22 protein-coding genes and 1 tRNA gene are annotated in these 22,066 nt (G+C 73.8%); 12 read left to right on the top strand and 11 right to left on the bottom strand.

The genetic code is table 11. The features are described 5' to 3' along the window. Positions 1-14 precede the first annotated feature (14 nt). The 6 genes from ACQEVB_RS29520 to ACQEVB_RS29545 are packed head-to-tail and all read left to right on the top strand — an operon-like array spanning position 15 to position 6,558. Positions 15-1,403: an MFS transporter gene (locus ACQEVB_RS29520; protein WP_432978213.1), complete on the top strand. Its 1,389-nt coding sequence runs from the start codon at positions 15-17 to the stop codon at positions 1,401-1,403. After that, positions 1,400-2,248, top strand: a complete 849-nt coding sequence (locus tag ACQEVB_RS29525; protein ID WP_432978216.1) for an FAD binding domain-containing protein — start codon at positions 1,400-1,402, stop codon at positions 2,246-2,248. Before ACQEVB_RS29520 ends, ACQEVB_RS29525 begins: the two co-directional genes overlap by 4 nt. Next, positions 2,245-4,599: a xanthine dehydrogenase family protein molybdopterin-binding subunit gene (locus ACQEVB_RS29530; RefSeq protein ID WP_432978219.1), complete on the top strand. Its 2,355-nt coding sequence runs from the start codon at positions 2,245-2,247 to the stop codon at positions 4,597-4,599. The genes ACQEVB_RS29525 and ACQEVB_RS29530 overlap by 4 nt, the downstream gene beginning before the upstream one ends. Further along, complete coding sequence (locus ACQEVB_RS29535) at positions 4,596-5,102, top strand: (2Fe-2S)-binding protein (RefSeq protein ID WP_432978222.1); 507 nt, start codon at positions 4,596-4,598, stop codon at positions 5,100-5,102. The genes ACQEVB_RS29530 and ACQEVB_RS29535 overlap by 4 nt, the downstream gene beginning before the upstream one ends. Continuing rightward, a complete protein-coding gene (locus ACQEVB_RS29540) occupies positions 5,099-5,737 on the top strand; it encodes an isochorismatase family protein (protein ID WP_432978225.1) in 639 nt (212 codons plus the stop codon). Before ACQEVB_RS29535 ends, ACQEVB_RS29540 begins: the two co-directional genes overlap by 4 nt. Continuing rightward, positions 5,734-6,558, top strand: coding sequence for an alpha/beta fold hydrolase (locus ACQEVB_RS29545; RefSeq protein WP_432978228.1), 825 nt, complete (start codon positions 5,734-5,736; stop codon positions 6,556-6,558). The genes ACQEVB_RS29540 and ACQEVB_RS29545 overlap by 4 nt, the downstream gene beginning before the upstream one ends. A gap of 32 nt (positions 6,559-6,590) precedes the next feature. Here ACQEVB_RS29545 and ACQEVB_RS29550 read toward each other — a convergent pair whose 3' ends face one another. From ACQEVB_RS29550 to ACQEVB_RS29580, 7 genes are all read right to left on the bottom strand, one after another. Further along, complete coding sequence (locus ACQEVB_RS29550; RefSeq protein WP_432978231.1) at positions 6,591-7,550, bottom strand: PfkB family carbohydrate kinase; 960 nt, start codon at positions 7,548-7,550, stop codon at positions 6,591-6,593. Beyond that, entirely contained in the window at positions 7,547-9,007 is a 1,461-nt protein-coding gene (locus tag ACQEVB_RS29555; RefSeq protein ID WP_432978234.1) for a purine-cytosine permease family protein, read from the bottom strand. The genes ACQEVB_RS29550 and ACQEVB_RS29555 overlap by 4 nt, the downstream gene beginning before the upstream one ends. Positions 9,008-9,031: 24 nt before the next feature. After that, the gene (locus ACQEVB_RS29560) at positions 9,032-10,042 is read right to left on the bottom strand and encodes an ADP-ribosylglycohydrolase family protein (RefSeq protein WP_432978237.1); all 1,011 of its coding nucleotides are present in this window, start codon (positions 10,040-10,042) and stop codon (positions 9,032-9,034) included. Then, a complete protein-coding gene (locus tag ACQEVB_RS29565; protein WP_432978240.1) occupies positions 10,039-10,749 on the bottom strand; it encodes a GntR family transcriptional regulator in 711 nt (236 codons plus the stop codon). Before ACQEVB_RS29565 ends, ACQEVB_RS29560 begins: the two co-directional genes overlap by 4 nt. Positions 10,750-10,830: 81 nt before the next feature. Further along, on the bottom strand, positions 10,831-11,577 hold the full coding sequence (locus tag ACQEVB_RS29570; protein ID WP_432978243.1) for a maleate cis-trans isomerase family protein: 747 nt from the start codon (positions 11,575-11,577) through the stop codon (positions 10,831-10,833). Beyond that, the gene (locus ACQEVB_RS29575) at positions 11,574-12,605 is read right to left on the bottom strand and encodes a leucyl aminopeptidase (RefSeq protein WP_432978246.1); all 1,032 of its coding nucleotides are present in this window, start codon (positions 12,603-12,605) and stop codon (positions 11,574-11,576) included. Before ACQEVB_RS29575 ends, ACQEVB_RS29570 begins: the two co-directional genes overlap by 4 nt. An 86-nt stretch (positions 12,606-12,691) precedes the next feature. Next, positions 12,692-13,807, bottom strand: coding sequence for an NDMA-dependent alcohol dehydrogenase (locus ACQEVB_RS29580; protein WP_432978249.1), 1,116 nt, complete (start codon positions 13,805-13,807; stop codon positions 12,692-12,694). Positions 13,808-13,851: 44 nt separating this feature from the next. On the opposite strand from ACQEVB_RS29580, the gene ACQEVB_RS29585 reads away from it, so the two are divergent. Then, on the top strand, positions 13,852-15,000 hold the full coding sequence (locus ACQEVB_RS29585) for a methyltransferase domain-containing protein (protein WP_432978252.1): 1,149 nt from the start codon (positions 13,852-13,854) through the stop codon (positions 14,998-15,000). A 6-nt stretch (positions 15,001-15,006) separates the two neighbouring features. On the opposite strand, the gene ACQEVB_RS29590 is transcribed toward ACQEVB_RS29585, so the two are convergent. From ACQEVB_RS29590 to ACQEVB_RS29600, 3 genes are read right to left on the bottom strand one after another with little or no spacing between them, the layout of a single operon-like run. Beyond that, positions 15,007-16,482 (bottom strand): aminopeptidase P family protein, encoded by a 1,476-nt coding sequence (locus ACQEVB_RS29590; protein ID WP_432978255.1) that lies wholly within the window; start codon positions 16,480-16,482, stop codon positions 15,007-15,009. Then, on the bottom strand, positions 16,410-17,132 hold the full coding sequence (locus ACQEVB_RS29595) for a hypothetical protein (protein WP_432978258.1): 723 nt from the start codon (positions 17,130-17,132) through the stop codon (positions 16,410-16,412). The genes ACQEVB_RS29590 and ACQEVB_RS29595 overlap by 73 nt, the downstream gene beginning before the upstream one ends. Beyond that, entirely contained in the window at positions 17,123-17,722 is a 600-nt protein-coding gene (locus tag ACQEVB_RS29600; RefSeq protein ID WP_432978261.1) for a hypothetical protein, read from the bottom strand. Before ACQEVB_RS29600 ends, ACQEVB_RS29595 begins: the two co-directional genes overlap by 10 nt. A gap of 62 nt (positions 17,723-17,784) precedes the next feature. On the opposite strand from ACQEVB_RS29600, the gene ACQEVB_RS29605 reads away from it, so the two are divergent. Next, positions 17,785-18,285, top strand: a complete 501-nt coding sequence (locus tag ACQEVB_RS29605; protein WP_432978264.1) for a MarR family winged helix-turn-helix transcriptional regulator — start codon at positions 17,785-17,787, stop codon at positions 18,283-18,285. On the opposite strand, the gene ACQEVB_RS29610 is transcribed toward ACQEVB_RS29605, so the two are convergent. After that, positions 18,258-19,067, bottom strand: coding sequence for an AraC family transcriptional regulator (locus tag ACQEVB_RS29610; RefSeq protein ID WP_432978267.1), 810 nt, complete (start codon positions 19,065-19,067; stop codon positions 18,258-18,260). The two genes, ACQEVB_RS29605 and ACQEVB_RS29610, sit on opposite strands and share 28 nt — an antisense overlap. Positions 19,068-19,116: 49 nt before the next feature. On the opposite strand from ACQEVB_RS29610, the gene ACQEVB_RS29615 reads away from it, so the two are divergent. The 4 genes from ACQEVB_RS29615 to ACQEVB_RS29630 all read left to right on the top strand — a co-directional run bounded on the left by ACQEVB_RS29615 (position 19,117) and on the right by ACQEVB_RS29630 (position 21,755). Then, entirely contained in the window at positions 19,117-19,548 is a 432-nt protein-coding gene (locus ACQEVB_RS29615) for a DUF2000 family protein (RefSeq protein WP_432978270.1), read from the top strand. A gap of 53 nt (positions 19,549-19,601) precedes the next feature. Continuing rightward, on the top strand, positions 19,602-20,267 hold the full coding sequence (locus tag ACQEVB_RS29620) for a response regulator (RefSeq protein WP_432978273.1): 666 nt from the start codon (positions 19,602-19,604) through the stop codon (positions 20,265-20,267). Positions 20,268-20,302: 35 nt separating this feature from the next. After that, complete coding sequence (locus ACQEVB_RS29625) at positions 20,303-21,463, top strand: sensor histidine kinase (protein ID WP_432978276.1); 1,161 nt, start codon at positions 20,303-20,305, stop codon at positions 21,461-21,463. A gap of 218 nt (positions 21,464-21,681) precedes the next feature. Continuing rightward, positions 21,682-21,755 (top strand) — tRNA-Pro (locus tag ACQEVB_RS29630). Positions 21,756-22,066: the final 311 nt, after the last annotated feature.

Below are 22,066 nucleotides of genomic sequence, written 5' to 3' on the forward strand. Positions count from 1 at the left end.
GCACAGGAGCACCCATGCGTACTGGCGACCAGATCGTCCAGGACCTCCCGTGGAAGTGGGGCGTCCAGGGCCGCATCTTCGTCATCGGCGGTCTCGGCTACATGTTCGATGCCTGGGACGTCGCCCTCAACGGCTTCCTCACTCCCCTGCTGGGCACCGAGTTCGGGCTGTCCACCGGCCAGAAGGGCCTGGTGGCCACCGCCAACCTCGTCGGCATGGCGGTCGGGGCGATCGCGTGGGGCACGATCGCGGACCGGATGGGCCGCAAGAAGGCCTTCTCGATCACCCTGGCGATCTTCGCGATCTTCTCCGTGCTGGGCGCGCTCTCGCCGAGCTGGGAGGTGTTCCTGGTGCTGCGGTTCCTGGCCGGCATCGGCCTGGGCGGCTGCATCCCGGTGGACTACGCGATCGTCAGCGAGTTCTCCCCCCGCAAGCAGCGCGGTCGCGTCCTCGCCGCGATGGACGGCTGGTGGCCGATCGGCGCCACCCTGGCCGGCGTGACGGCGACGTTCCTCGTGCCCGTCACCGGGAACTGGCGGTGGATGCTCGCGCTGATGGTGTTGCCGGCGCTGCTGCTGTTCTGGGTGCGCCGCGGCGTGCCCGAGTCGCCGCTCTACCTGGCGCGCACCGGTCGCGAGGCCGAGGCCCGCGTCGTCATCGACGACCTGGTGGCGCGCACCGGAGCTGCGCCGGAGCCGTACGCGATCCCGGCGCCGCCGGCGGCCGGACCGCGGGTCCGTGGGATCACCGTCGCGCTCGACCAGCTCCGGCGGGTGTGGGCGTTCAACCCCGTCATCACCGGGGTGGCGTGGTCGCTGTTCGTGTCGGTCATGGTCGTCTACTACGCCGCGCTGTCGTGGATGCCGTCGATCCTGCGGGCGCAGGGCATGGGCGAGGTGGCCGCCTTCGCCTCGACGACCGTCATGAACGCGGTCGGCATCCTCGGCGTCCTCACGTCGGTGCTGCTCGTCGAGGTGGTCGGCCGCAAGTGGATCATCGGGGTGGCGGGACCGCTCGCCGCGCTGTCGCTCGTGGTGTTCTCGCTGGTCATCGGGTCGCCCCCGGCTGCCATCACGCTGATCGCGGTGTTCGGGTTCTTCGCGCTCGTCGTGATCCCGGTGATGTACGCCTACGTTTCCGAGCTCTACCCCACCGAGCTGCGGGCGAGCGGCTTCGGGTGGGCGTCGTCGATGAGCCGGGCCGTCACCGGGTTCGTGCCGCTGATCTTCGGCACGGTGCTCTGGCCGCTCCTCGGCCTGCCGCTCACCTTCATCCTGATGACGGTGATCGTGCTCGGCGCCGTCGCGTACATGGCGGTGGCGGCGCCGGAGACCCGTGGGCGCGAGCTGGACCGGATCGTCGAGCCGGTGGACCCTGCTGCGGTGGAGCCCGTCCGCTCGTGAAGCCCGCCGCGTTCGACTACCACCGCGCCCGCTCCCGGGCGGGCGCGGTGGCGCTCCTCGCCGAGCTCGCCGACGAGGAACCCAAGATCATCGCCGGCGGGCAGAGCCTCGTCGCGATGATGAACTTCCGGCTCGCCCGCCCCGGCCACCTCGTCGACATCACGGGCATCGACGACCTCGCCGGCATCGCGCACGACGGCGCCGGACTGCGTCTCGGCGCGCTCACCACGCACCGGACCGTCGAGAAGGCGGGGCTGGGCGTGCTGTCGGACGCGATGCGCTGGGTGGGGCACCTGCCCATCCGCACCCGCGGCACCGTCGGCGGCAGCATCGCGCACGCCGACGCCACCGCCGAGTGGTGCCTGCTCGCCACCCTGCTCGACGCGCGCGTCCGCGTCCTCGGCCCGTCGGGCACGCGCGAGATCGCCGCCGGCGAGTTCTTCCTCGGCCCCTTCTGGACCGCGCTGGAGCCGGACGAGCTGATCGTCGAGATCGCGTTCCCGTGGCCGCTCCCCCGCGCCGCGCTCACCGAGTACGCCGACCGGCGCGGCGACTTCGCTCTCGTCGCCGCCGCCGTCGACGTCGACCGCGGGCGGACGGTGCTCGGCGGCGTCGCCCCCGTCCCGCTGCTGGTGGAGAGCGTGGACGCCGACGAGATCGCGGCCGGCCTGGACCTGCGCGACGAGCCCGGGATCAGCGCCCACTACCGCCGCGGCCTGGCCCGGACCATGGTGCAGCGCGCGGTGGCCCAGGCGACGTCACACACCGCTGGGCCCGTTCACACACGTCCGGACGTGTGTGAAGGGGCCCAACCGTGTGTGACGTCGATCGGGGAGGGGTCGTGAGCGGGCCGCACCTGCGCCGGGACGGCGCCTGGGTCGGGGCGTCCGTGCCCCGCCGCGAGGATCCACGCCTGCTCACGGGGCGCGGCCGGTTCGTCGACGACATCCGGCTCCCCGGGATGCTGCACGCGGCGTTCGTGCGCAGCACGGAGGCGCACGCGCGGATCCTCTCCGTCGACCTCGACGGGGTGCGCACGACACCGGGCGTCGTCGCCGCGTACGCCGCCGCCGACCTGGACCTGCACGACATCGTCGCGTTGCTGGACCGCCCTGCCCACGAGTTCGTGCCCACCGCGATGCCGGTGCTGGCGCGGGACAAGGTGCGGTTCGTCGGCGAGCCGGTCGCGATCGTCGTCGCCCGCGACCCCTACGCCGCCGAGGACGGGCTGGAGGCCGCGGCCGTCGAGTACGCGCCGCTGCCGCCGGTGGTCAGCGACACCGCGGCGCTCGCCGACGGCGCCGCGCTCGTCCACGAGGAAGCGCCGCGCAACACGCTCGTCGACGTGTCGCTCTTCGCCACGGAGGGCATCGACGCGGTGTTCGACGCGGCACACACGGTCGTCGAGGTGCGCACCCGCACCGGCCGGCAGAACGCGCTCCCGCTGGAGACGCGCGGCGCGGTGGCCGAGTGGGACGACCGCGACGAGCAGCTGCGCGTGCACACCTGCACGCAGGTGCCGCACCAGGTGCGCACGGTGCTGGCGCGGAGCGTCGGCCTGCTGGAGAAGCAGGTCCGGGTGATCGTGCCGGACATGGGCGGCGGCTTCGGCCAGAAGTGCGTGGTGGGGCGTGAGGAGATCGCCGCGGCGGCCGTGGCCCTGCGCCTGCGCACCCCGGTGAAGTGGATCGAGGACCGCCACGACGCGCTCACCGCGTCGTTCCTGGCCCGCGAGCAGCACTACACCGTCCGTGCCGCCTTCGACGCCGGCGGCACGATCCAGGCCCTGGACGCCGACGTCGTCTGCGACATGGGCGCCTACTCCTGCTACCCGTTCACGGCGGGGATCGAGCCGCTGATGGCGTCGGCGGAGATGCCGGGCGTCTACCGCGTCCCTTCCTACCGCGTGCGCGGCCGCGCGGTCACGACGAACAAGGCACCGACCGCCCCGTACCGCGGGGTGAGCCGGCCGCAGTACGTGATGGTGATGGAACGGGTCATGGAGAAGGCCGCCCGCGCGCTCGGCATGGACGCCGTCGAGCTGCGGCGCCGCAACGTGATCACCGACTTCCCGTACCGCGGCGTCAACGGCATCACCTACGACCCCGGCTCCTACCGCGAATCGCTCGACTTGTGCGAGCAGGTCCTCCGCGACGAGGGTTGGTTCGACCGCCGGGACGCCGACGCGACCGTCGGGATCGGGTTCGCCTGCTTCTCCGAGCGCACCGGCTACGGCTCCGGCGCGTTCGCGCAGCGCAAGATGGCCGTGGTGCCCGGCTTCGACGTGTCGGAGATCCGCATGGACCTCGACGGCACCGTCTCCGTCACCAGCGGCACCCTCTCCCACGGTCAGGGCCACGAGACGACGATGGCGCAGCTCGTGGCCGACCGGCTCGGCATCGGCTACGACCAGGTCAAGGTCGTGCAGGGCGACACCGACCGGATCCTCTACGGCTGGGGCTCGTTCGCGTCGCGGTCGATCACGATCGGCGGCAGCGCGGTGGCGGCGTCGGCGGAGCAGCTCGGCACGCAGCTGCGGGAGATCGCGGCGCACCTGCTGGAGGTCGACGTCGAATCGACGGAGCTGGACGGCGGCGGCGTGCGCGCCGGCGACCGGCGGCTCTCGTTCGCCGAGATCGCCGACGTCGCCTACCTGAAGGCGCACCTGCTGCCGAAGGGCGTAGGCCCCGGCCTGACGGCCACGGCGAGCTTCGACGTCGGCGGCGACGGCACGTTCTCCAACGCCACGCACGGCGTCGTCGTCGAGCTCGACCCGGGCACCGGCGGCGTGCAGATCCTGCGCTACGTCTGCGTCGAGGACTGCGGGGTGGCGATCAACCCGAAGATCGTCGAGGGGCAGGCTCGCGGCGGCATCGCGCAGGGCATCGCGGGAGCGCTGTTCGAGGAGGTCCGCTACGACGACGCCGGGCAGCCGCTCGCGCCCAGCTTCATGGAGTACAAGGTGCCCACGGCCGCGGAGATCCCGGACGTGCGCATCGAGCACCTGGAGACCCCGTGCGCGTTCACCGCGAACGGTGCGAAGGGGGCCGGCGAGGGCGGCACGATCGGTGCCCCCGCGGCCGTCCTGAACGCGGTGAACGATGCGCTGCGGACCACCGGCGTCGAGCTGGACGACACCCCGATCCCGCGTGAGGCCATCTACCGGGCCCTCGAATCAGCCCTGGAGGCGCGATGATCCAGCTCATCGAGCTGCGCGTGAACGGCGTGCGCCACGACCTCGTGATCGAACCCCGCCGCACACTCGTCGACGTGCTGCGCCACGACCTCGGCCTCACCGGCACGCACGTCGGCTGCGAGCACGGCATCTGCGGAGCCTGCACCGTCCTCGTCGACGGGCAGCCTGCCCGCGCGTGCCTGGTGTTCGCCGTGCAGTGCGAGCACGCCGAGATCCGCACCGTCGAGTCCCTGGCCGAGGCCGACGGAACGCTCAACGACCTGCAGCAGTGCTTCGTCGAGCACCACGGCCTGCAGTGCGGGTTCTGCACGCCGGGGATGCTCATGCTCGCCGAGGGCTACCTCGCCGAGGAACCGGACGCGACGAAGGAGGAGATCCGCGAGGTGGTGGCGGCGAACCTGTGCCGGTGCACCGGCTACCAGACCATCGTCGAGGCGATCGACGACTGCGCGACCAGGCGGCGGGCCGCGCTCCAGGACCTCCTCGACGGGAGCACGCCATGACCCTCCACGGAGACGCCACCGACGCGACGTACGAGCGGGCCGGCTTCGGCGCCGCCGTGCGGCGCGGGGAGCGGCCGGCCATCGTGGTCGTCGACCTCACCAACGGCTTCACCGACCCCCACTGCCCGACCGGCGCCGACCTGTCCGGCCCGATCGCCGCCACGTCGCGGCTGGTCGACGCCGCCCGACCGACCGGAGTGCCGGTCATCTGGACGACGATCGCCTACTCGCCGGCCGAGCTGCACACCGTGGTCTGGCTGGACAAGGCGCCCGGGCTCCGCGCGCTGGTGGCGGGCTCGCCGGCCGTCGAGATCGACGAGCGGCTCCCGGTCGCGAGCACCGATCACGTGATCACGAAGAAGGGCGCGTCGGCGTTCTTCGACACCGGGCTCGCGGCGATGCTCGCCGCGGCGGGCGCGGACACCGTCATCGTCTGCGGCGCCACGACCAGCGGATGCGTCCGCGCGACGGTCGTCGACGCCGTGCAGAGCGGCTACCCGGTGCTGGTGCCGCGCGAGTGCGTCGGCGACCGCGCCGAAGGCCCGGCGGCGGCCGCGCTGTTCGACATCGAGGCCAAGTACGGCGACGTCATCACCCTCGACGACGCGCTGGCGTACGTGGCGGGTGCCAAGTGACGCGGACGGTCCGGCAGGACGCACTGGCCGATCTCGCCGACGTGCCGGCCTCCTCGCGCTGGGTGCGCAGCGGTGACCTGCGCCTGCACGTGCTCGACTACGGCGGCGACGGGGTGCCGCTGGTGGTGCTGCCGGGGATCACGAGCCCGGCGATCACCATGGACTTCGTCGCGCGCGAGCTGCGCGACCTCGTCCGGCCGGTCGTCGTCGACGTGCGCGGGCGCGGACTGTCCGACTCCGGCCCGTCGTACACCCTCGACGACTACGCCGACGACGCGCTCGCCGTGCTCGACGACCTCCCCGACCCGTTGCTGCTGGGGCACTCGATGGGCGCCCGCATCGCGGCGGCCACGGCGACCCGGCGGCGCCTGCGCGGCACCGTCCTCGTCGATCCGCCGATGAGCGGGCCGGGCCGCGGGCCCTACCCGACGCCGCTGCGCGCGTTCCTCGACCAGCTGGCGCAGGCGCAGCGCGGCACGGACGCCGACGAGGTCGCGCAGGCGTGGCCGCGCTGGCCGCAGCGCGAGCAGGAGCTGCGGGCGCGCTGGCTCTCCAGCTGCGACGCCGACGCCATCACGGCCACCCACGAGGGTTTCGAGAGCGAGGACTTCTTCGCCACCTGGCCGGCCGTTCCCGCGCCCACGACCCTCCTCTACGGAGCCGACTCCCCCGTCGTCACGACGGACGGCGCGGAGGAAGCGGCGAAGGCCAACCCGGCCGCCACGCTGGTGGCGATCCCGGACGCCGGGCACATGGTGTTCTGGGACAACCCCCCGGCGGCTCTGCAGCTCCTCCGGGGCGCACTGCACGACCTGGTGTAGCCCCAGCCGACGTCACACAGCGCGCGGCCGCCTCACACACCGCCCAACCTGTGTGACGTGGCCGTGCGGTGTGTGACGTCGTTCAGCAGTTCGTCCACCTCGGCCCGGGTCGGGGCCGTGGCCGGGCCGTGCCGCGTCACCGCGACGGCCGCGGCGACGTTGGCGCGGCGGGCCGCGTCCAGCACGTCCGCGCCGCGGAGCAGCTCGGCGCCGAGGACTCCGCAGTGCGCGTCGCCCGCACCGTTGGTGTCGACCGCTGTGACCGCCATCCCGGCCACCGGGGTGACCTCGTCGTTCCGCGCCACCACGCAGCCCGCCGCGCCCCTGCGCACGACCGCGACCGGCACCTGCCGGGCCAAGGAGCGGGCGGCATCGGCAGTGTCGGCGATGCCGGTGAGCAGCGCGGCCTCGCGCGCGTTGCAGCTCAGCACCGCCGTCCTGGCGAGGGTCCGTGCCCAGATGCCGGCGTCGATGTCGGCGACGAGCGGGCCGGGATCCACCAGCAGCGTCCCGCCCCGGACGGCCAGCACCTGCTCGGCCTTGTCCGGGACGAGCAGGCTGTACCCGCTCACGTAGCCCAGGTCGTCCGCGGCGAGGTCGCGCAGGGGCGCCGCCACCGCGGTCTCCGCCCCCGTCCCCGTGACGAACGTGCGCTCGCCGGTGCCGTCGACCAGCACCACGCAGACGCCGGTGTCGGCGTCGGGCGTCGGCGCGGCCGCGACGGCGACGCCTTCGGCGGCGAGCGCCGCACGCACCAGGTCACCGCGCCGCCCGACGCCGTGCCCACCGGCGTAGACGACCTGCGCGCCGGCCCGGGCGGCCGCTGCCATGACGTTGAACCCGCCGCCGACGTACTCGTGCGTCGACGAGGCGAGCACGTCACCGCCGGCCGGTGGCAGCGCGGGCACCCGCAACACCAGGTCGACGACGACCTGCCCGGTGTGCACGAACCGGCCCTGCTGTGCCCGTGATCCGCTCGCACGCTCGCTCACCGCAGCGGAACCCCCGGCACCGGGCGCGCGCCGCCGAGCAGCGCGTACCCGCCGGCCGCGACGACGAACGTGATCACCCAGGCCAGCCCGTTCTCGCCGGGCCAGGTGTGCGCCAGCGGGCCGACGAACCACGGCGCTGCGGACGGGCCGAGCGTGGTGAACAGGTACCCGGCGACGATCGCCAGCGCCCACGCGCCGAACGCCCGCCACGCAACGCCGCCGCGGTACCAGTACGCGCTGGTCCGGCCCGTGTCCATCAGGGCGGCCGGGTCGAAGCGGTGGCGGCGCACGAGATCGACGGCGAACACCCCGACCCACGCCGTGATCGGCACCGCGAGTGCGCTGATGAACGCGATGAACGGGCCGTAGAACCCGTCGGCGACCAGGATGAAGTAGATCGCGCCGACGAAGGTCACGACCACGTCGACGACCACCGCGTACACCCGCCGGATGCGGATGCCCAGGGTCAGCGTGGTGAGCCCGGCCGAGTAGACGGAGAGGTGGTTGGACAGCAGCAGCCCACCGAACGCCGCGATCAGGTAGGGCACCGCCATCCAGGTCGGCAGCATCGCGCGGATGGCCGCGACCGGGTCGCCCGCGTCGGCCAGCGCCGGGTCGCCCGCCGCGAGCAGGCTGCCCAGCGAGATCAGCAGCACCAGCGGGACGCCCGCGCCGGCGGCCGCCGAGGTCACGAGCGCGCCGGCCCGCACGGCGGGCGACTGGTAGCGGCTCATGTCGGCGGACGCGTTGGCCCACCCGATGCCCGTCCCGGCGGCGATGACGCCGATGCCGGCGATCACCACACCGACCGGTGCCGGCATCGCCGCCCCCACCGCGGTCCAGTCGACCGTCGCCACGAGGAACCCGCCGACCACGATGTTGAGCGCTCCGAACCCCCACGTCGCCCACCGCTGCACGGCGACGAGCACCGCGTGCCCCAGCCCGGCGACCAGTACCGTGAGCAGCTCGAACACCGCGATCGCGACGATCGTGAGCACCGGGTGCTGCTTGGCCTCCGGGCCCGTCCCGAGCAGGATGGTGGCCAGCGCCAGCAGCGTGAACGCCGCGGTCGTCGTGTTCACCGTCTCCCAGCCCAGCCGGGAGAGCAGCGACACGACCGTCGGGCCGATGTTGCCGCGGACGCCGAACGTGGCTCGCGACAGCGTGAGCCCCGGCGCCCCGCCGCGACGACCGGCGATCGAGATCGCGCCGACGATCGCGAACGAACCGACCGAGCCGACAGCGGCCGCGACGACGGCCTGCCACACCGTCATGCCCATCGCGACCAGCGTCGCGCCGAGCGGGAGGCCGAGGATGGAGATGTTGGCGGCGAACCAGACCCAGAACAGCTGGCCGGGGCGCCCACCGCGCTCGGCGACGGGCACCGGCTCGATCCCGCGCGTCTCGAGAGCGGACTCCCGGGCCGGGCCGGATGTGACGGTCGTTCCGGTGGCCATGGCGGCCTCCTTCGACGATGTGGATCAGCGAGGCACGTGCTGGGTGCGGAGCGCGAGCAGCCCGTCGACGATCGGGTCGAGGTCGAGCTGGTTCACCTGCCGGACCTGCGCGAGCAGGTCGCCCGGCAGCCCCGCGGCGCCGTGGTGGGCGCCCAGCACCGCGCCGCAGATCGCGGCCACGGTGTCGGTGTCGCCGCCCAGCGAGGCGGCGGTGGTCAGTGCGGTCCGCACGTCCGAGCCGAACACGTCGACCAGCGCGAACGCGGCGACGACCGACTCGTTGGCGGCGACGGAGGTGCCGACGACCTCGGCCAGCGCGGAGGCGACGGCGTCCGGGCCCAGCTCGCGGACCCAGCCGCGCACCCAGCGCAGCCGGGCGGCGATCTCACCGCCCGCGACCCAGTGCCCGCGCCGCGCGCCGGCCGCGGCGGCCTCCTCGGCGGCGTCGACGGCCGCGGGCAGGCCGGCACCACCGACGCCGGCGGAGACGGCCGCTGCGACCGCCGCCGCCGCGGCGATGCCGAGGCTCGTGTTGTGCGTGACGACGCAGGAGTCGACGACGGCATCCAGCAGCGCGGCACCGTCGACGTCGCCGTCGACCGCGATGCCGATGGGGGCCACCCGCATCGCGGCCCCGTTCGTGGTGCCGTCGCGGCCGGTCTCGGTGATCGGCTCGCCCGCGGCCAGCCGCTCCAGTGCTCTCCGCGTGGACGGCCCGAGCAGGTCGAGCGATCCGCGGCGGATCACGTCCTGCTCCCAGACCTGCAGCCCCGTGGCGAACGCGCGCGGGTCCAGCCGGCCGTCCCCTGCGACGAGCTGCCGGGCCAGCAGCAGCGCCTGCTCGGTGTCGTCGGTGATCGTGCCGGCCGGCAGGTTCGGCGCGATCGGCTGGTCGGGGGCGCCGGCCAGCAACCGGTCGACGACGCCGTAGCGGGCCGCGATGCCTGCCCGCGACAGCGACTGCGTCGGCATCCCCAGCGCGTCGCCGATCGCCAGGCCGTAGAGGGCCCCCAGCGCCCGGTCCCGGGTGGTCATCCGTGCTCCGGGAACGTCAGGTGGAAGCGGAACCGCTGCGGGTCGAGCAGGCTCACGACGTGCTCGACGAGCCCGCCCTCGCGGCTGCGGGTCACGCGCACGGCCCGCAGGAACAGCTCCCCCGGCGCCCGGTCCAGCAGCGCGGCGTCCGCGGCGTCCAGCGGCTCGACGGAGATCCACTGCTCGCCGCCGGCGCCGCGCAGGCCCGCGGCGCGAAGGGTGGCGGTGATGGAGTCGTCGACGAGGCCGGTCGTGGGGAGCTCGGCGAGCGTCCCGACGGCCGGCAGCGCGGCCACCTCGAGGGAGATCGGGCGGCCCGCGGCGCGGCGCAGCCGCCGGATCGTGACGACCGGCCCGTACCGCTGCTCGACGTCGGGATCGCCGCCGCGGGTGATCCCGAGCAGCTCGGTGCCCACCACCGCGCCCGTGTCGGCCAGTGCCCTGGCCCAGCCGACGCGCTGGTCCAGGCGCAGGCCGTCGAAGGTGACGAACGAGCCGACACCGGTTTGGGTGGTGATCAGCTCGAGCCGCTGCAGTTCGGCGAGCGCGCTGCGTACGGTGCCTCGGGAGACGGCGTAGCGCGCGGCGAGCTGGTGCTCGCCGGGCAGCCGGTCGCCTCGGCCGAGCCGGCCGGCGTGGATGTCGGCGGTGAGGTCCGCGACCAGCCGGGAGCGCTTCGAGAAGCCCGCCTGTTCACTCATGTACATACATGTACAGACGCTGTCCACCGGTGTCCAGACCGCTCGGCGAACAACCTGGTCAGCCGGCCGGCAGTGGCGGGCCCGACCTCAGCCGGCCAGCAACCGCCCCGCGCCCGGCACGACGGGCGGCAGCCCCAGTTCCTGCAGGATCCGGTAGGTCGTGGCCGTGGCGGCCGAGAGCACCGGGATGCCCGCCTCGTCCTCCACCGGCTGGATCGACGGCAGCGACGGCATCTGCACGCACGCGCTCAGCACCAGCGCGTCGGCGCGGGAGAGGTCGAGCGTGCGCCAGTGCTCGCGCAGGTCGGCCGGATCGAGGCGGGCGACCGCGAGGTTGTCCGGCACCTCCAACGACAGCGCGTCCACCACCTCGACGCCGGCGTCCTCGAGGTAGGCGACGACGGCCTGCGTGAGCGGCTTCAGGTAGGGCGTGATGATCGCGACGCGGCGCGCGCCGAGCGCGGCGATGCCGGCGAGCAGCGCGCCGGCGGACGAGATCACGGGCGCCGATGCACCCTCCGCGCGCAGGGCGGCGGTGATCGCGTCCTCGGCCGTGCAGTGGTAGCCGGGACCCTGCGCCATGATCGCGACGAGGCAGGCCGTCGCGACGACGTCCGGGCGCGCGTCGGCCAGCTCGGTGGCCGCGCGCTCGGCCTGCGCGTTCATGACGCGCAGCTGCTCCGGCGTGACGTGCTGCATGCGTGCTCGCGCGGCGTGGAAGACGAACCTGTCCTCGGGCCGGGTCTCCTCGCGGGCGCGCAGCATGCGCGGCAGCTCGGTCTCCATCGTGAGGTTCGAGCTGGGGACGATCATCCCGATGTGGTGGTCGGTCATCGTTTCGCAGCCGGTCGCATCTCGGGCACCGTCAGCTCGCCCGCGTCCACGATCAGCTCGTCGTCGAGGTAGAGGCTGTTGCCGCGCATCGGGATGTCGAAGTGGCAGGGGGTGTCGTTGGGGCCGCCGAGCTCGTTGTTGGGCCCGATGGAGAACATGACGTTGCCGTAGAAGCTGCGCAGCTCCATGCCCATGCCGCCGCCGAACTGGGTCAACCCGTGCCAGTGCGCGCGCTCGTCGAGGCCCCAGCCGACGTGGCTCATGCCGTAGCCGCGCGGGTCGTCGAAGGAGCGGATGTAGGAGCTGAGCAGGTCGGCGTCGAGGCCGCCGCGGATGTCGCGGACGAAGCCCTCCTCGATCGTCAGCTCGACCGGCGTCTGCACGTAGGTGTTGAACGGCAGCAGCACGTCGCCGGGCGCGAGCACGATCTTGCCGTCGACGCCGTCGTCGGCGCCGCCGGTGAACACGAACGCGGCCGGCCAGTGGTCCCAGCGCCCGGGCTGGTCGGTGTAGCCGTACTCACTCATCGTCGGGTAGACGCCCAGCTTGTACGTGACGTCGGTGCCGTGCGGGCTGGTGATGCGCATGGTCTGCGCCTTGGCCAGCAACTCGGCCCCGACCTCGACGCGCTCGCGCAGCTCCTTCGTCGGCATGAGCCGGGCCAGCAGCGGGGCGGGTTCGACGGCGGTGAGGATGCGGGTGCCGGCGCCCTGGATCTCGAACTGCTCCGGGGAGAACAGCAGGAACGTGCAGTCGACGACCATGTCGACGCTCTTCAGCGCCTCGACGGCCAGCCGGTTCTGCGCGAGGCCGGAGTCGCCCACCGCCCAAGCGCCGGACGCGCTCGCGGGCGCGGGCAGCCGCAGGTGGAAGCCCTGCGCGCCGAGCTTCTGGACGGCCCACAGGAAGGCGTCGGCGTACTCGGCGCGATCGGCGCCGCGGGTCAGCACCGCGACGGTCTCGCCCTCGTGCACGCCGGAGAGGGTGAGCTGCTGCAGGCAGATCTCGTTGAACAGGTTCTGGTCCACGCTCGCCTCCGAGGTCCGAACGGAGATAGTCCGAACACTGACGATCGCAAGGTCTGCGGCGTCCGTCAAGCGCTGGGCGTGACGGGTCAGTAAACGATGACTCCCCGCAGATTGCGGCCGGCATGCATGTCGTCGAAGCCTTCCGCCACCTGGTCCAGCGTGTACCGCGTGGTGATGAGCTCCTCCAGCTTCAGCGCGCCCTGCTGCCACAGCCGCAGCTGCGCCGGGATGTCCGCGCTCGGCGCCGACGCGCCGAAGAGCGATCCCTGCAGCCGCTTCTGGTAGAGCACCAGCTCCATCAGCGGGATGTCGCCCTCCCGCGACCGCACCTCGCCGAGCCCCACGACCACGCACGTGCCGCCCTTGCGCACCGCGCGCAGCGCCTGCCCGACGTGTCGGCCCAGCGTCACCCCGACCGTGACGATCGCGGCGTCGGCCCCCTGTCCGTTCGTCAGCTGCCGACCCAGCTCGGTGGCCTCCGCGATGTCCGTGACGGCGTGCGTCGCGCCGAACCGCAGCGCCGACTCGCGCTTGAACGGCACCGGATCGACCGCGATGACCGTCGCCGCGCCCGCGTGCGCCGCGCCCTGCACGGCGTTGATGCCGATGCCGCCGATGCCCATCACGATCACGACCTGGCCGGGCCGGACCGCGGCCGAGTTGACCGCCGCTCCCCAGCCGGTGCCGACACCGCAGCCGGTCAGGCAGGCGACGTCCAGCGGGATCGCCGGGTCGATCTTCACCGCCGACGCCGTCGACACCGTGGTGACCTCGCAGAAGGTGGACAGGCCGCACATCTGGCCGACCGGTCGCCCGTCGAGCGACAGGCGGAACGACGTGGGATCGTCCCAGCGGGCGTTCGTGCCGAGCGAGGCGCCGAGGTCGCAGAGGTTCTGCATCCCGTGCGCGCACCACCGGCAGCGACCGCAGGCCGGCAGGAAGGAGAACACCACGTGGTCCCCCTCCGCGAAGCCCGTGGTGTGCGGCCCCACCGCCTCCACCACGCCCGCACCCTCGTGGCCGCCGGCGAACGGCAGGATCGCGACGCGCTGGTCGCCCCTGGCGTGGTGGTCGTCCGAGTGGCAGAGCCCGGAGGCGGCCATCCGCACCCGGATCTCGCCCTGCCGCGGGTCGTCCACTTCCAGCTCGGCCACCTCGAACCGGCCGGGCACCTCCCGCAGCACCGCTCCCCTGGTCCGCATCCCGCCCTCCTCACCGGCCGCGACGGGCGACCGCGGTGATCAGCATGCCGGACTGGCGCGAGCGTGCCGAGCAGCTCGTGGCCGAGCTGGTCGCGCACGGCACACCGATCGATCCGCGCTGGCAGGCGGCACTGCGCGAGACCCCACGGCACGAGTTCGTGCCGCGCTGGCTCAGCCAGGACGAGCAGGGCCGCTGGTACCCGGTCGCGCCCGACGACCCGGCCACGGCGGCGGAGTGGACCGCCCGCACCTACACCGACGTGCCTCTCGTGACCGCCGTCGACGACGCAGGCATGCCGATCTCGTCGAGCAGCCAGCCCGGGCTCATGGTCCGCATGCTCGACGCGCTCGACATCGCCGACGACTCGACGGTGCTGGAGATCGGCATCGGCACCGGCTACAACGTCGCGCTGCTGTGCCACCGGCTGCCCGCCGAGCAGGTGCACAGCATCGACGTCGAGCCGGAGCTGACCGAGCTGGCGCGCGAGCGGCTGGCCCGGCTGGGGCACGCGCCCCGCCTGGCCACCCGCGACGGCGTGACCGGCTGGCCGGAGCACGCCCCGTACGACCGGATCATCGCGACCTGCGCCGTGCCCCGCATCCCGCCCGCATGGGTCGAGCAGGTGCGGCCCGGCGGGTTGGTGCTGGCCGACGTCAAGATCGGCGCCGGGTCCGGCAACCTGGCGCTGCTGCGGGCCGGGCCGAACGGGTTGCAGGGGCGCTTCGATGCCACGTCCGCCGGGTTCATGGCCCTGCGCTCGCCCACCGTGCCCCTTCGGACCACGTCCAGGGCCGGGGTGTGGGGCAGCGCGGAACGCGCACTCGAACCGGGTGCGCTGCCCGAGCCGTTCGGGCCGGTGGAGGTGTTCTTCGCCGCCCTCGACCTGCCGGGCAACCACCTGGCCAGGGAGCTGCTGCTCGACCACGACAGCCGGGCGGTGCTGGCGGACCGCTACACCGCCGCCGACGGGTCGTGGGTCGAGGTGGACCGCACCGGGCCGGTCGCCGCCGGACGGGCCCGGACCGCCGGCGCCACCCCCTTGCTCGACCTCCTGCTGGACGCGCACGCCCGCTACACCGCGCTGGGCCGGCCCGGGTGGGACCGCTTCACCCTCGCCGTCGCCACCGACGGCACCCACACGGTGACGGTGGACGCGCCCGACGCGCCGTCGTGGGTGCTGCCGCCGCTGTGACCAGGCTCAGACCGGTTCGCGCGGGCCGGCCGCGCGCTGGTCCGCGAGCCAGGACTCCACCTCCGGCGCGGCGGTGGGCAGTCCGGCCGACAGCACGCTGTTCCCGTCCGCCGTGACGAGCACGTCGTCCTCGATGCGGATGCCGATGCCGCGCAGCTCCGCGGGCACCAGCTCGTCGTGCTGCTGCAGGTAGAGGCCTGGTTCCATGGTCAGCACGTGGTTCTCCCGCAGCACGCCCCGCGCGTAGTGCTCGGGTCGGGCGTGCCCGCAGTCGTGCACGTCGAGGCCGAGCATGTGGCCGAACCCGTGCAGCGTCCAGCGCCGGTACGCCGTGGTCGCCGGGTCCAGCGCCTCGTCGAGGCTGCCCTTCAGCAGGCCCAGACCGGCGAGGCCCTCGGCGAGCACGCGCGTGCACACCGCGCCGACCTCGGTCAACTCCGCGCCGGGCCGGATGACGGCCAGCCCGGCGTCGTGCGCGGCATGGACGATGTCGTAGACGTCGCGCTGGGCCGTGGTGAACGTGCCCGACACCGGGAGCACGCGGGTGACGTCGGCGGTGTAGCCGTGCACGTTCTCCACGCCCATGTCCATGAGCAGCACCCCGCCCGGCTCGACGGCGCCGCTGTTGCGCTGCCAGTGCAGGATCGTGGATCGCGGCCCGCCGCCGACGATCGAGCTGTAGCCCACGCCGTTGCCCTCGACCCGGGCCCGCCACGCGAACACGCCCTCGACGTGCCGTTCCGGCACCGCTCGGCCAGCGGGCAGCCGCCGCGCGACGTCCTCGAAGCCACGCACCGTCGCGTCGATCGCCTGCTGGAGCTGCGCGATCTCCCAGGGGTCCTTGTCCATGCGCAGCTCGGACAGAACAGCTGCCAGCAGCGCGTCGCGCGCCACGTTCTCGGCCGTCACGGGCAGCGCGCCCGGCGCCAGGCCGCCGTCGATCGAGGCGTCGTAGCCGCGCAGCACGCGCGCCCGGTCGGACCCGGCGAGCTTGTCCAGCACGGCGCCGAGCTCGGCGAGCGGCGCCGTCTCGATCTGCAGCACCGCGGTCTTCTCGGCGGGCGCGAGCCGCCGCCCGTGCCAGATCTCGCCGTCGCCGCGGTCCAGGTACTGCGCGCCCGACGCCGTGTCGGAGCGTGGCCGCGCGTACAGGACGGCGTCGTGACCGGTGGCGGCAGGATGCAGGACGAGCACCGAGTCCGGGTCGGTGTCGCCGGTCAGCCACAGGAAGTCACTGCCGCCGCGGAACAGGTACGGCGCGCCGAACGTGCGGGAGTGGACGTTGCCCGTCGGGATCACCAGCGTGTCGCCGGGGAACGCCGCCGAGAGCAGTGCGCGCCGCCGCGCCAGGTGCTCGACGTGCGGGGCAGGCGCGGTGTCGATCCCCTCCTCGCGCCACCCGGACAGCATCAGGTCCAGGAACCGCTGCGGGACCTCCGTGTCGTGGGCTCCCGAGAGCTCCTCACGTCCGATGTTGGCCACCCGTCGACGGTACCGACCACCAGCATCTCCTCTGCGCCGCGCTGGAACCGGTACGGGACCGGCCGCAGCTCGGAGGGCAGCCCGGCCGCGTCGAGGTCGGCCCGGAGCGCGTCGAGGAACGGGACGGGTTCGCCCGAGCCCTGCAGGACCAGCGGGTACACCCGCACCTCCTGCCGCGCGACGCGGGCCAGCTCGACGAGCGCGGCGCGGTGCCAGTGCTCGTCGAACCGGTCGGCCCAGGTGAACAGCAGGTGCGAGCAGAGCGCGAGGTCGACGCTGCCCGTGGCCAGCGGCAGGTGCGGCAACGCGCCGGCGACGTACCGACCGGGACGATCTGCGAGGTCGGCGAGGAACGCCGCGGCGGCCGCCGTGCGCATCGACGCGCGGGCCGCGCGGTCGCCGTACCAGCTCCAGTCGAAGCGGTCGGCGTGCGCGGCGATCATGCGGTCGCCGTCGACGAGCCCGGTGCGCACACCGTCGGCCAGCTCGGCGCGGCCGCGCGCGTACGTGGGATCGACGGCGACGACACCGGCCGTCTCCGCCGCGAAGCTCGCGCCACCGGCGCAGCAGTCGAGGACGGTGCCGGGCAGCTCGGGCGGGAGCGCGAACATCGCCCGGTACTCGGCGGCGGACCGCGAGGTCACGAGCACGGCACGAGCTCCTCGACGCGCTCGGCGACCGCCACCGTCACCAGCAGCGCACCACCGATCTCGACGGGCATGGCGTACCGCGCGACCTCAGCCCACCCGACGGACAGACCCATCGCCACCAGGTAGACGGTCAGCAGGCCGGCCGTTGCCTTCCCGGTCCACCGCCGCTGCCACCCCGTCAGCAGGGCCGCGGCCAGCGCGACCTCGGCCGCGGTCGCCGCGACCGCCGCCCCGACGGCGATCGGCGTCGGTGCCCCGAGCAGCAGCACCTGCGTGTAGTCGACGAACGCCGCCCAGCTCCCCCACGACACCCCGGCGCCCCCGGGTGGCCCCCACACCCCGAACCGGTCCGCCACCGCACCGGCGAACGCGACGGCGAGGAGCACCGCGACCACCCGCCCGGCGAGCACCGTGGCCCGTCCGGCCGGTCGCACCACCAGCGCGGCGAGCACCAGCACCGCAGCGACGACCGTCAGCGTCACGACTCCTGGCATCGGGTCGCCCAGGAGCACCCGGACGATGCCGAACACGATCCCTGCGGCCACCCACATCAGCCCGCCCGTCCGGCGCGCCCCGTCCATCCACTCCACGCGATCCCCCAGATTGGTAAGGTTCCGTACTACTTGGCCCGACGGTACGAGCGTGGAGCACAATGGTCAACCCCCTTACCAACCCGCTCCGGGAGCGACCCCTCCCCCTGGGCTCCCTGCTGAACGCCGCCGGCCAGCGCCTGTCCGCAGAGCTGGACGAGGCCGTGGCCGAGGCCGGCTTCGCCGACGTGCGCGCGGCCCACGCCCCGGTCTTCATGGCCATCGACCCGGACGGCACCCGGGTCACCGACCTCGCCCAGCGCGCTGCGGTGTCCAAGCAGGCGATGGGCGAACTGATCCGCCACCTCGCCGCGCACGGCTACCTGACCGTGGAGACCGATCCCGTGGACCGGCGCGCCAAGCGCGTCCGGCTCACCGAACGCGGCTGGGCTGTCGTCGAGGTCGGCGAGCACGTCATCGCCTCGTTCGACGCCTGGCTGGCCGACGGGATCGGCGCCGCTGCCGTCGGCGAGCTGCGCGCCAGCCTGCACCGGATCATCGCCGCGCCGCCGCGGGTCGGGCGGTCGGCCGGAGATCACGCCGTCCGGTCGCTCCGCGCGTAGGCGCCGGGCGGCACTCCGACGACGCGGGAGAAGTGTCGGGTCAGGTGGGACTGGTCGTAGAAGCCGACGGCGGTCGCGACCTCGCGCGCGGGCATGCCGTCGAGCAGGAGCCGGCGGGCATGGTCGACCCGCCGGCTCGTCAGGTAGCGGTGCGGAGCCATGCCGAACACGCTGGTGAACGTGCGGACGAGATGGGCGGGGTGGGCGTGCAGCACGCCGGCGGCCGCCGCCAGGCTGATGCCGGCCGTCCGGTGCGCGTCGAGCAGGTCGCGCAGCCGGTGCGCCAGCACGGCACCGCCGGCGGGCGGGTCGACCGGCGCGCGGGTGCGCAGATGGCCGCGCAGCCGCTCCCCCACCAATGCCAACCGGCCCTCCGCGGCGAACTCCTCCCCCGGCACGACCAGCGCGGCGTGCAACCGCGCGATCCACGCGCGCAGCAGCTCGTCGACGATCACCGGCTCGTCGACCGAGCGGCCGATCAGCTGGTCACCGAGCTGCGAACCGTCGAGGTACACCACGCGCTTGCGGAACCCCGCCGGCGTGGCCGACCGCCCGTTGTGCGGCACGAAGGGCGGCAACAGTGTCACGACCTGCGACGCCGCCAGATGCGGGTGCCGCTCCAGGTCGTAGGTGACCGTTCCGCTGTCGACGATCAGCAGGGTCCACGAGTCGTGCGCGTGCATCGGGTAGGCGTGATCGGTGAACCGGGCGTGGAACACCTCGGTGACCCCCGGCACGGCCGGGCGCCACGCGCGGACCGTCGACGCAGGTCGGCCGGACACGCGCAGATCGTACAAGACGTGCAGGTCGCCGACGGTGTCCACTGGTGGGATGGAAGACCCGACCGGCCCCGTCCGCTTCCCGACCAAGATCGCCGTGCTGGTGCGCGACGACCTCCCCGTCTGGCAGCGGCTCAACATGACCGCGTTCCTGGCCGCGGGGATCGCGCACGCCGTCCCCGAGCTGATCGGCGAGCCGTACGCCGACGCCGACGGCACGCCCTACCTCGCGACGTTCGGGCAACCCGTGCTGGTCTTCGAAGCGACGAAGGAGCAGCTGGTCACCGCGCACCGGCGGGCGACGGACCGCGGCCTGCCGGTCGCGGTGTTCACCGCGGAGCTCTTCACCACGGGCAACGACCGGGACAACCGCGCCGCAGTGGCAGCGGTGCCGCGCGACAAGCTCGATCTCGTCGGACTCGCCGTCCACGGACCGCGCAACGGGATCGACAAGGTCGTCAAGGGTCTCCCGATGCATCCCTGACATCGATCGGCCGACAGGCGTCGTGATCGCGTCGGGCCAGCTAGGCTTTTCGGATGCCCACGGGACGCGCCGCCGGTCAGGCACCGGTCCGCGTCGTGCTCGCCGACGACGAGCCGCTCCTGCGCACCGGCCTGCGCACCGTGCTGGAGGTCGGCGGGGCCGTCGAGGTCGTCGGGCTCGCCGCCGACGGCGACGAGCTGCTGCGGGCGGTCGCCGAGCACCGGCCCGACGTCGCGCTGGTCGACGTCCAGATGCCCGGCACCGACGGGCTCGCAGCCCTGCGCACCCTGCGCAGCCGCCCGGATCCACCGGCCACCGCCGTGCTGACCACGTTCGACCTCGACGACTACGTCGCCGAGGCGCTCCGCATCGGCGTCCAGGGGTTCCTGCTGAAGGACGCCGACCCGGAGGTGCTGGTCCGCGCGGTGCTCGACCTCGCCAACGGCGGCGCCGTCCTCGACCCGCGGATCACCGCGCGGCTGCTGCCCCGGCTCGCCGCCGGCTCCGCCGCCCCCGTCCGGCCACCCGTCGACCTGACGTTGCGGGAGCGGCAGGTGCTCGGCAGGCTCGCTGCCGGCGACTCGAACGCGGCGATCGGCTGCCGGCTCGGGCTCGCCGAAGCTACCGTCAAGAAGTACGTGTCGGCGCTGCTGATCAAGCTGGGCGCGGAGAACCGCGTGCAGGCAGCACTGCTGGCGCGCAGCTGGGAGCGGGAATGAGACCGGAGGCAGCGGCAGTGCGAGCAAGGACGGCGGTGGAACGCCGGTGGCGCGCCACACCGCTGTGGATCCGGCGAACCCTCGCCGAGATCGCTGCGGTCACCCTGCCCGCCGTCGCCGCCTCCTGGGCCGTGCCGCCACACCCGTGGTCGCTCACCGCGGCGCTGATCGGCTGCGCGCTGCTGCCGCTGCGCCACATCCGCCCGGAGCTCGCCGTCATCGGTGTGCTGCCGGCGGTCGCGAGCGGGCTGGGTTGGCCGGCGGCCGCCGTCGCCCTCTACGCGCTGGGCCGCCGCAACCGCCGCGGCGCCACGATCTGGCCGTGGGTCGCCTCCACGGTGCTGGTCGCGGTCGGATCCGTCATGTACTACGAGACGCTGCCCTGGCAGCGCTGGGTGCTCACGTTCACGCTCACCGGCCTGATCGCGGGCGCACCGGCCCTGCTGGGCATGTTGATGAGCACCCGGGAACGGCTCACCACGAGCCTCCAGGAGCTGCGGCGCGCCCGCGAGGACGTCGTCGCCGCCACCCGGGAGACGGCCCGCACCCAGGAGCGCGCCCGGATCGGGCGGGAGATCCACGACTCCGTCGGCCACCACGTCACGCTGATCGCGGTGAGCGCAGCCGCCCTGTCGGCGTCCACCACCGACCCGTCGAGCCGCGACACGGCCGAGCAGATCCGCGAGCTCGCCAAGAGCACCATCGCCGAGATGCGCACCGCGCTCGGGCTCATCGACGAGGCCGAGCAGCGGGCCGGCAGCGGCGCCGAGGTCACCGCGCTGGTCGCGGGCGCCCGCGCGGCCGGGGTCGACGTCGACGTCGTCCACGAGGGGAAGCCCCTCGAACTCGGTCCCGCCGTCGGCCGGGCCGTCTACCGGGTGGTCCAGGAGTCGCTCACCAACGCGGTGCGCCACGCCCCCGGCGCGTCCGTCGAGCTCCGCTACGCGTGGGAGCACCCGCAGATGCGGCTGCAGATCAGCAACCCCCTGCCGTCCCGCGCCCCGCGGGCTGCGGACCGTGGCGGCCGCGGCCTCAGCGGCATCATCGAGCGCGTCCAGCTCGTCGGTGGTCACGTCGACGCCGGACCGCGCGGCGACTCGTTCACCGTGACGGCGACGTTCCCGCAGGCCACCGCGGCAGCCGCGGGCGTCATCCCGCTGCTGGACCCGCCCGCCGGCCAACCCCACCCCGCCTGAACTACCCGCCGGTACCCACGAAAGTCGCCCCCGGTGGGGCGACGTTGGACGGTGGCGTCCGCGCACATCGTCCGATGAAACTGCAAGGACGCGGACGTCCGAACACGAACGGCCGCGGCCAGCAGGTGCGGCTACCGGCGACCTTGGGGGGAGCCACGACCGGCCGAACGGCTCGGATCCGGCGTGTTGTACGCTGATCCAGCCTCCTCGGGGGCGGCCGGGACGTGGCGCAGCTTGGTAGCGCACTTGACTGGGGGTCAAGGGGTCGCAGGTTCAAATCCTGTCGTCCCGACGGCGAAAAGGGCGGTACCTCGCAGCACGAGGTGCCGCCCTTTTGCGTGTCCTGACCTGGGCAACCACGGAATGCGCACGATCATGGGGTGATCGTCTTCAGCGTCGCTCGAAGATCACGTCCGGCGGCGCCTGGGGACCATTTGGGGACCAGCCGCCTTTAAGGTTCGAACGCACCGGTTGCCGCAAGCTCGTGGCCTGCGGTTGCGCGGCCGCCGGTCGCGCTCTCACTGAGGGATTCCCGGCGTGTCGCGCCGACCGACGTGCCGGCGCCGACTTCGGCGAAGCCGAGAGCCGGCCGATCCGCCGCGA

This window comes from Pseudonocardia sp. CA-107938 (assembly GCF_050936315.1).
GTDB lineage: Bacteria > Actinomycetota > Actinomycetes > Mycobacteriales > Pseudonocardiaceae > Pseudonocardia.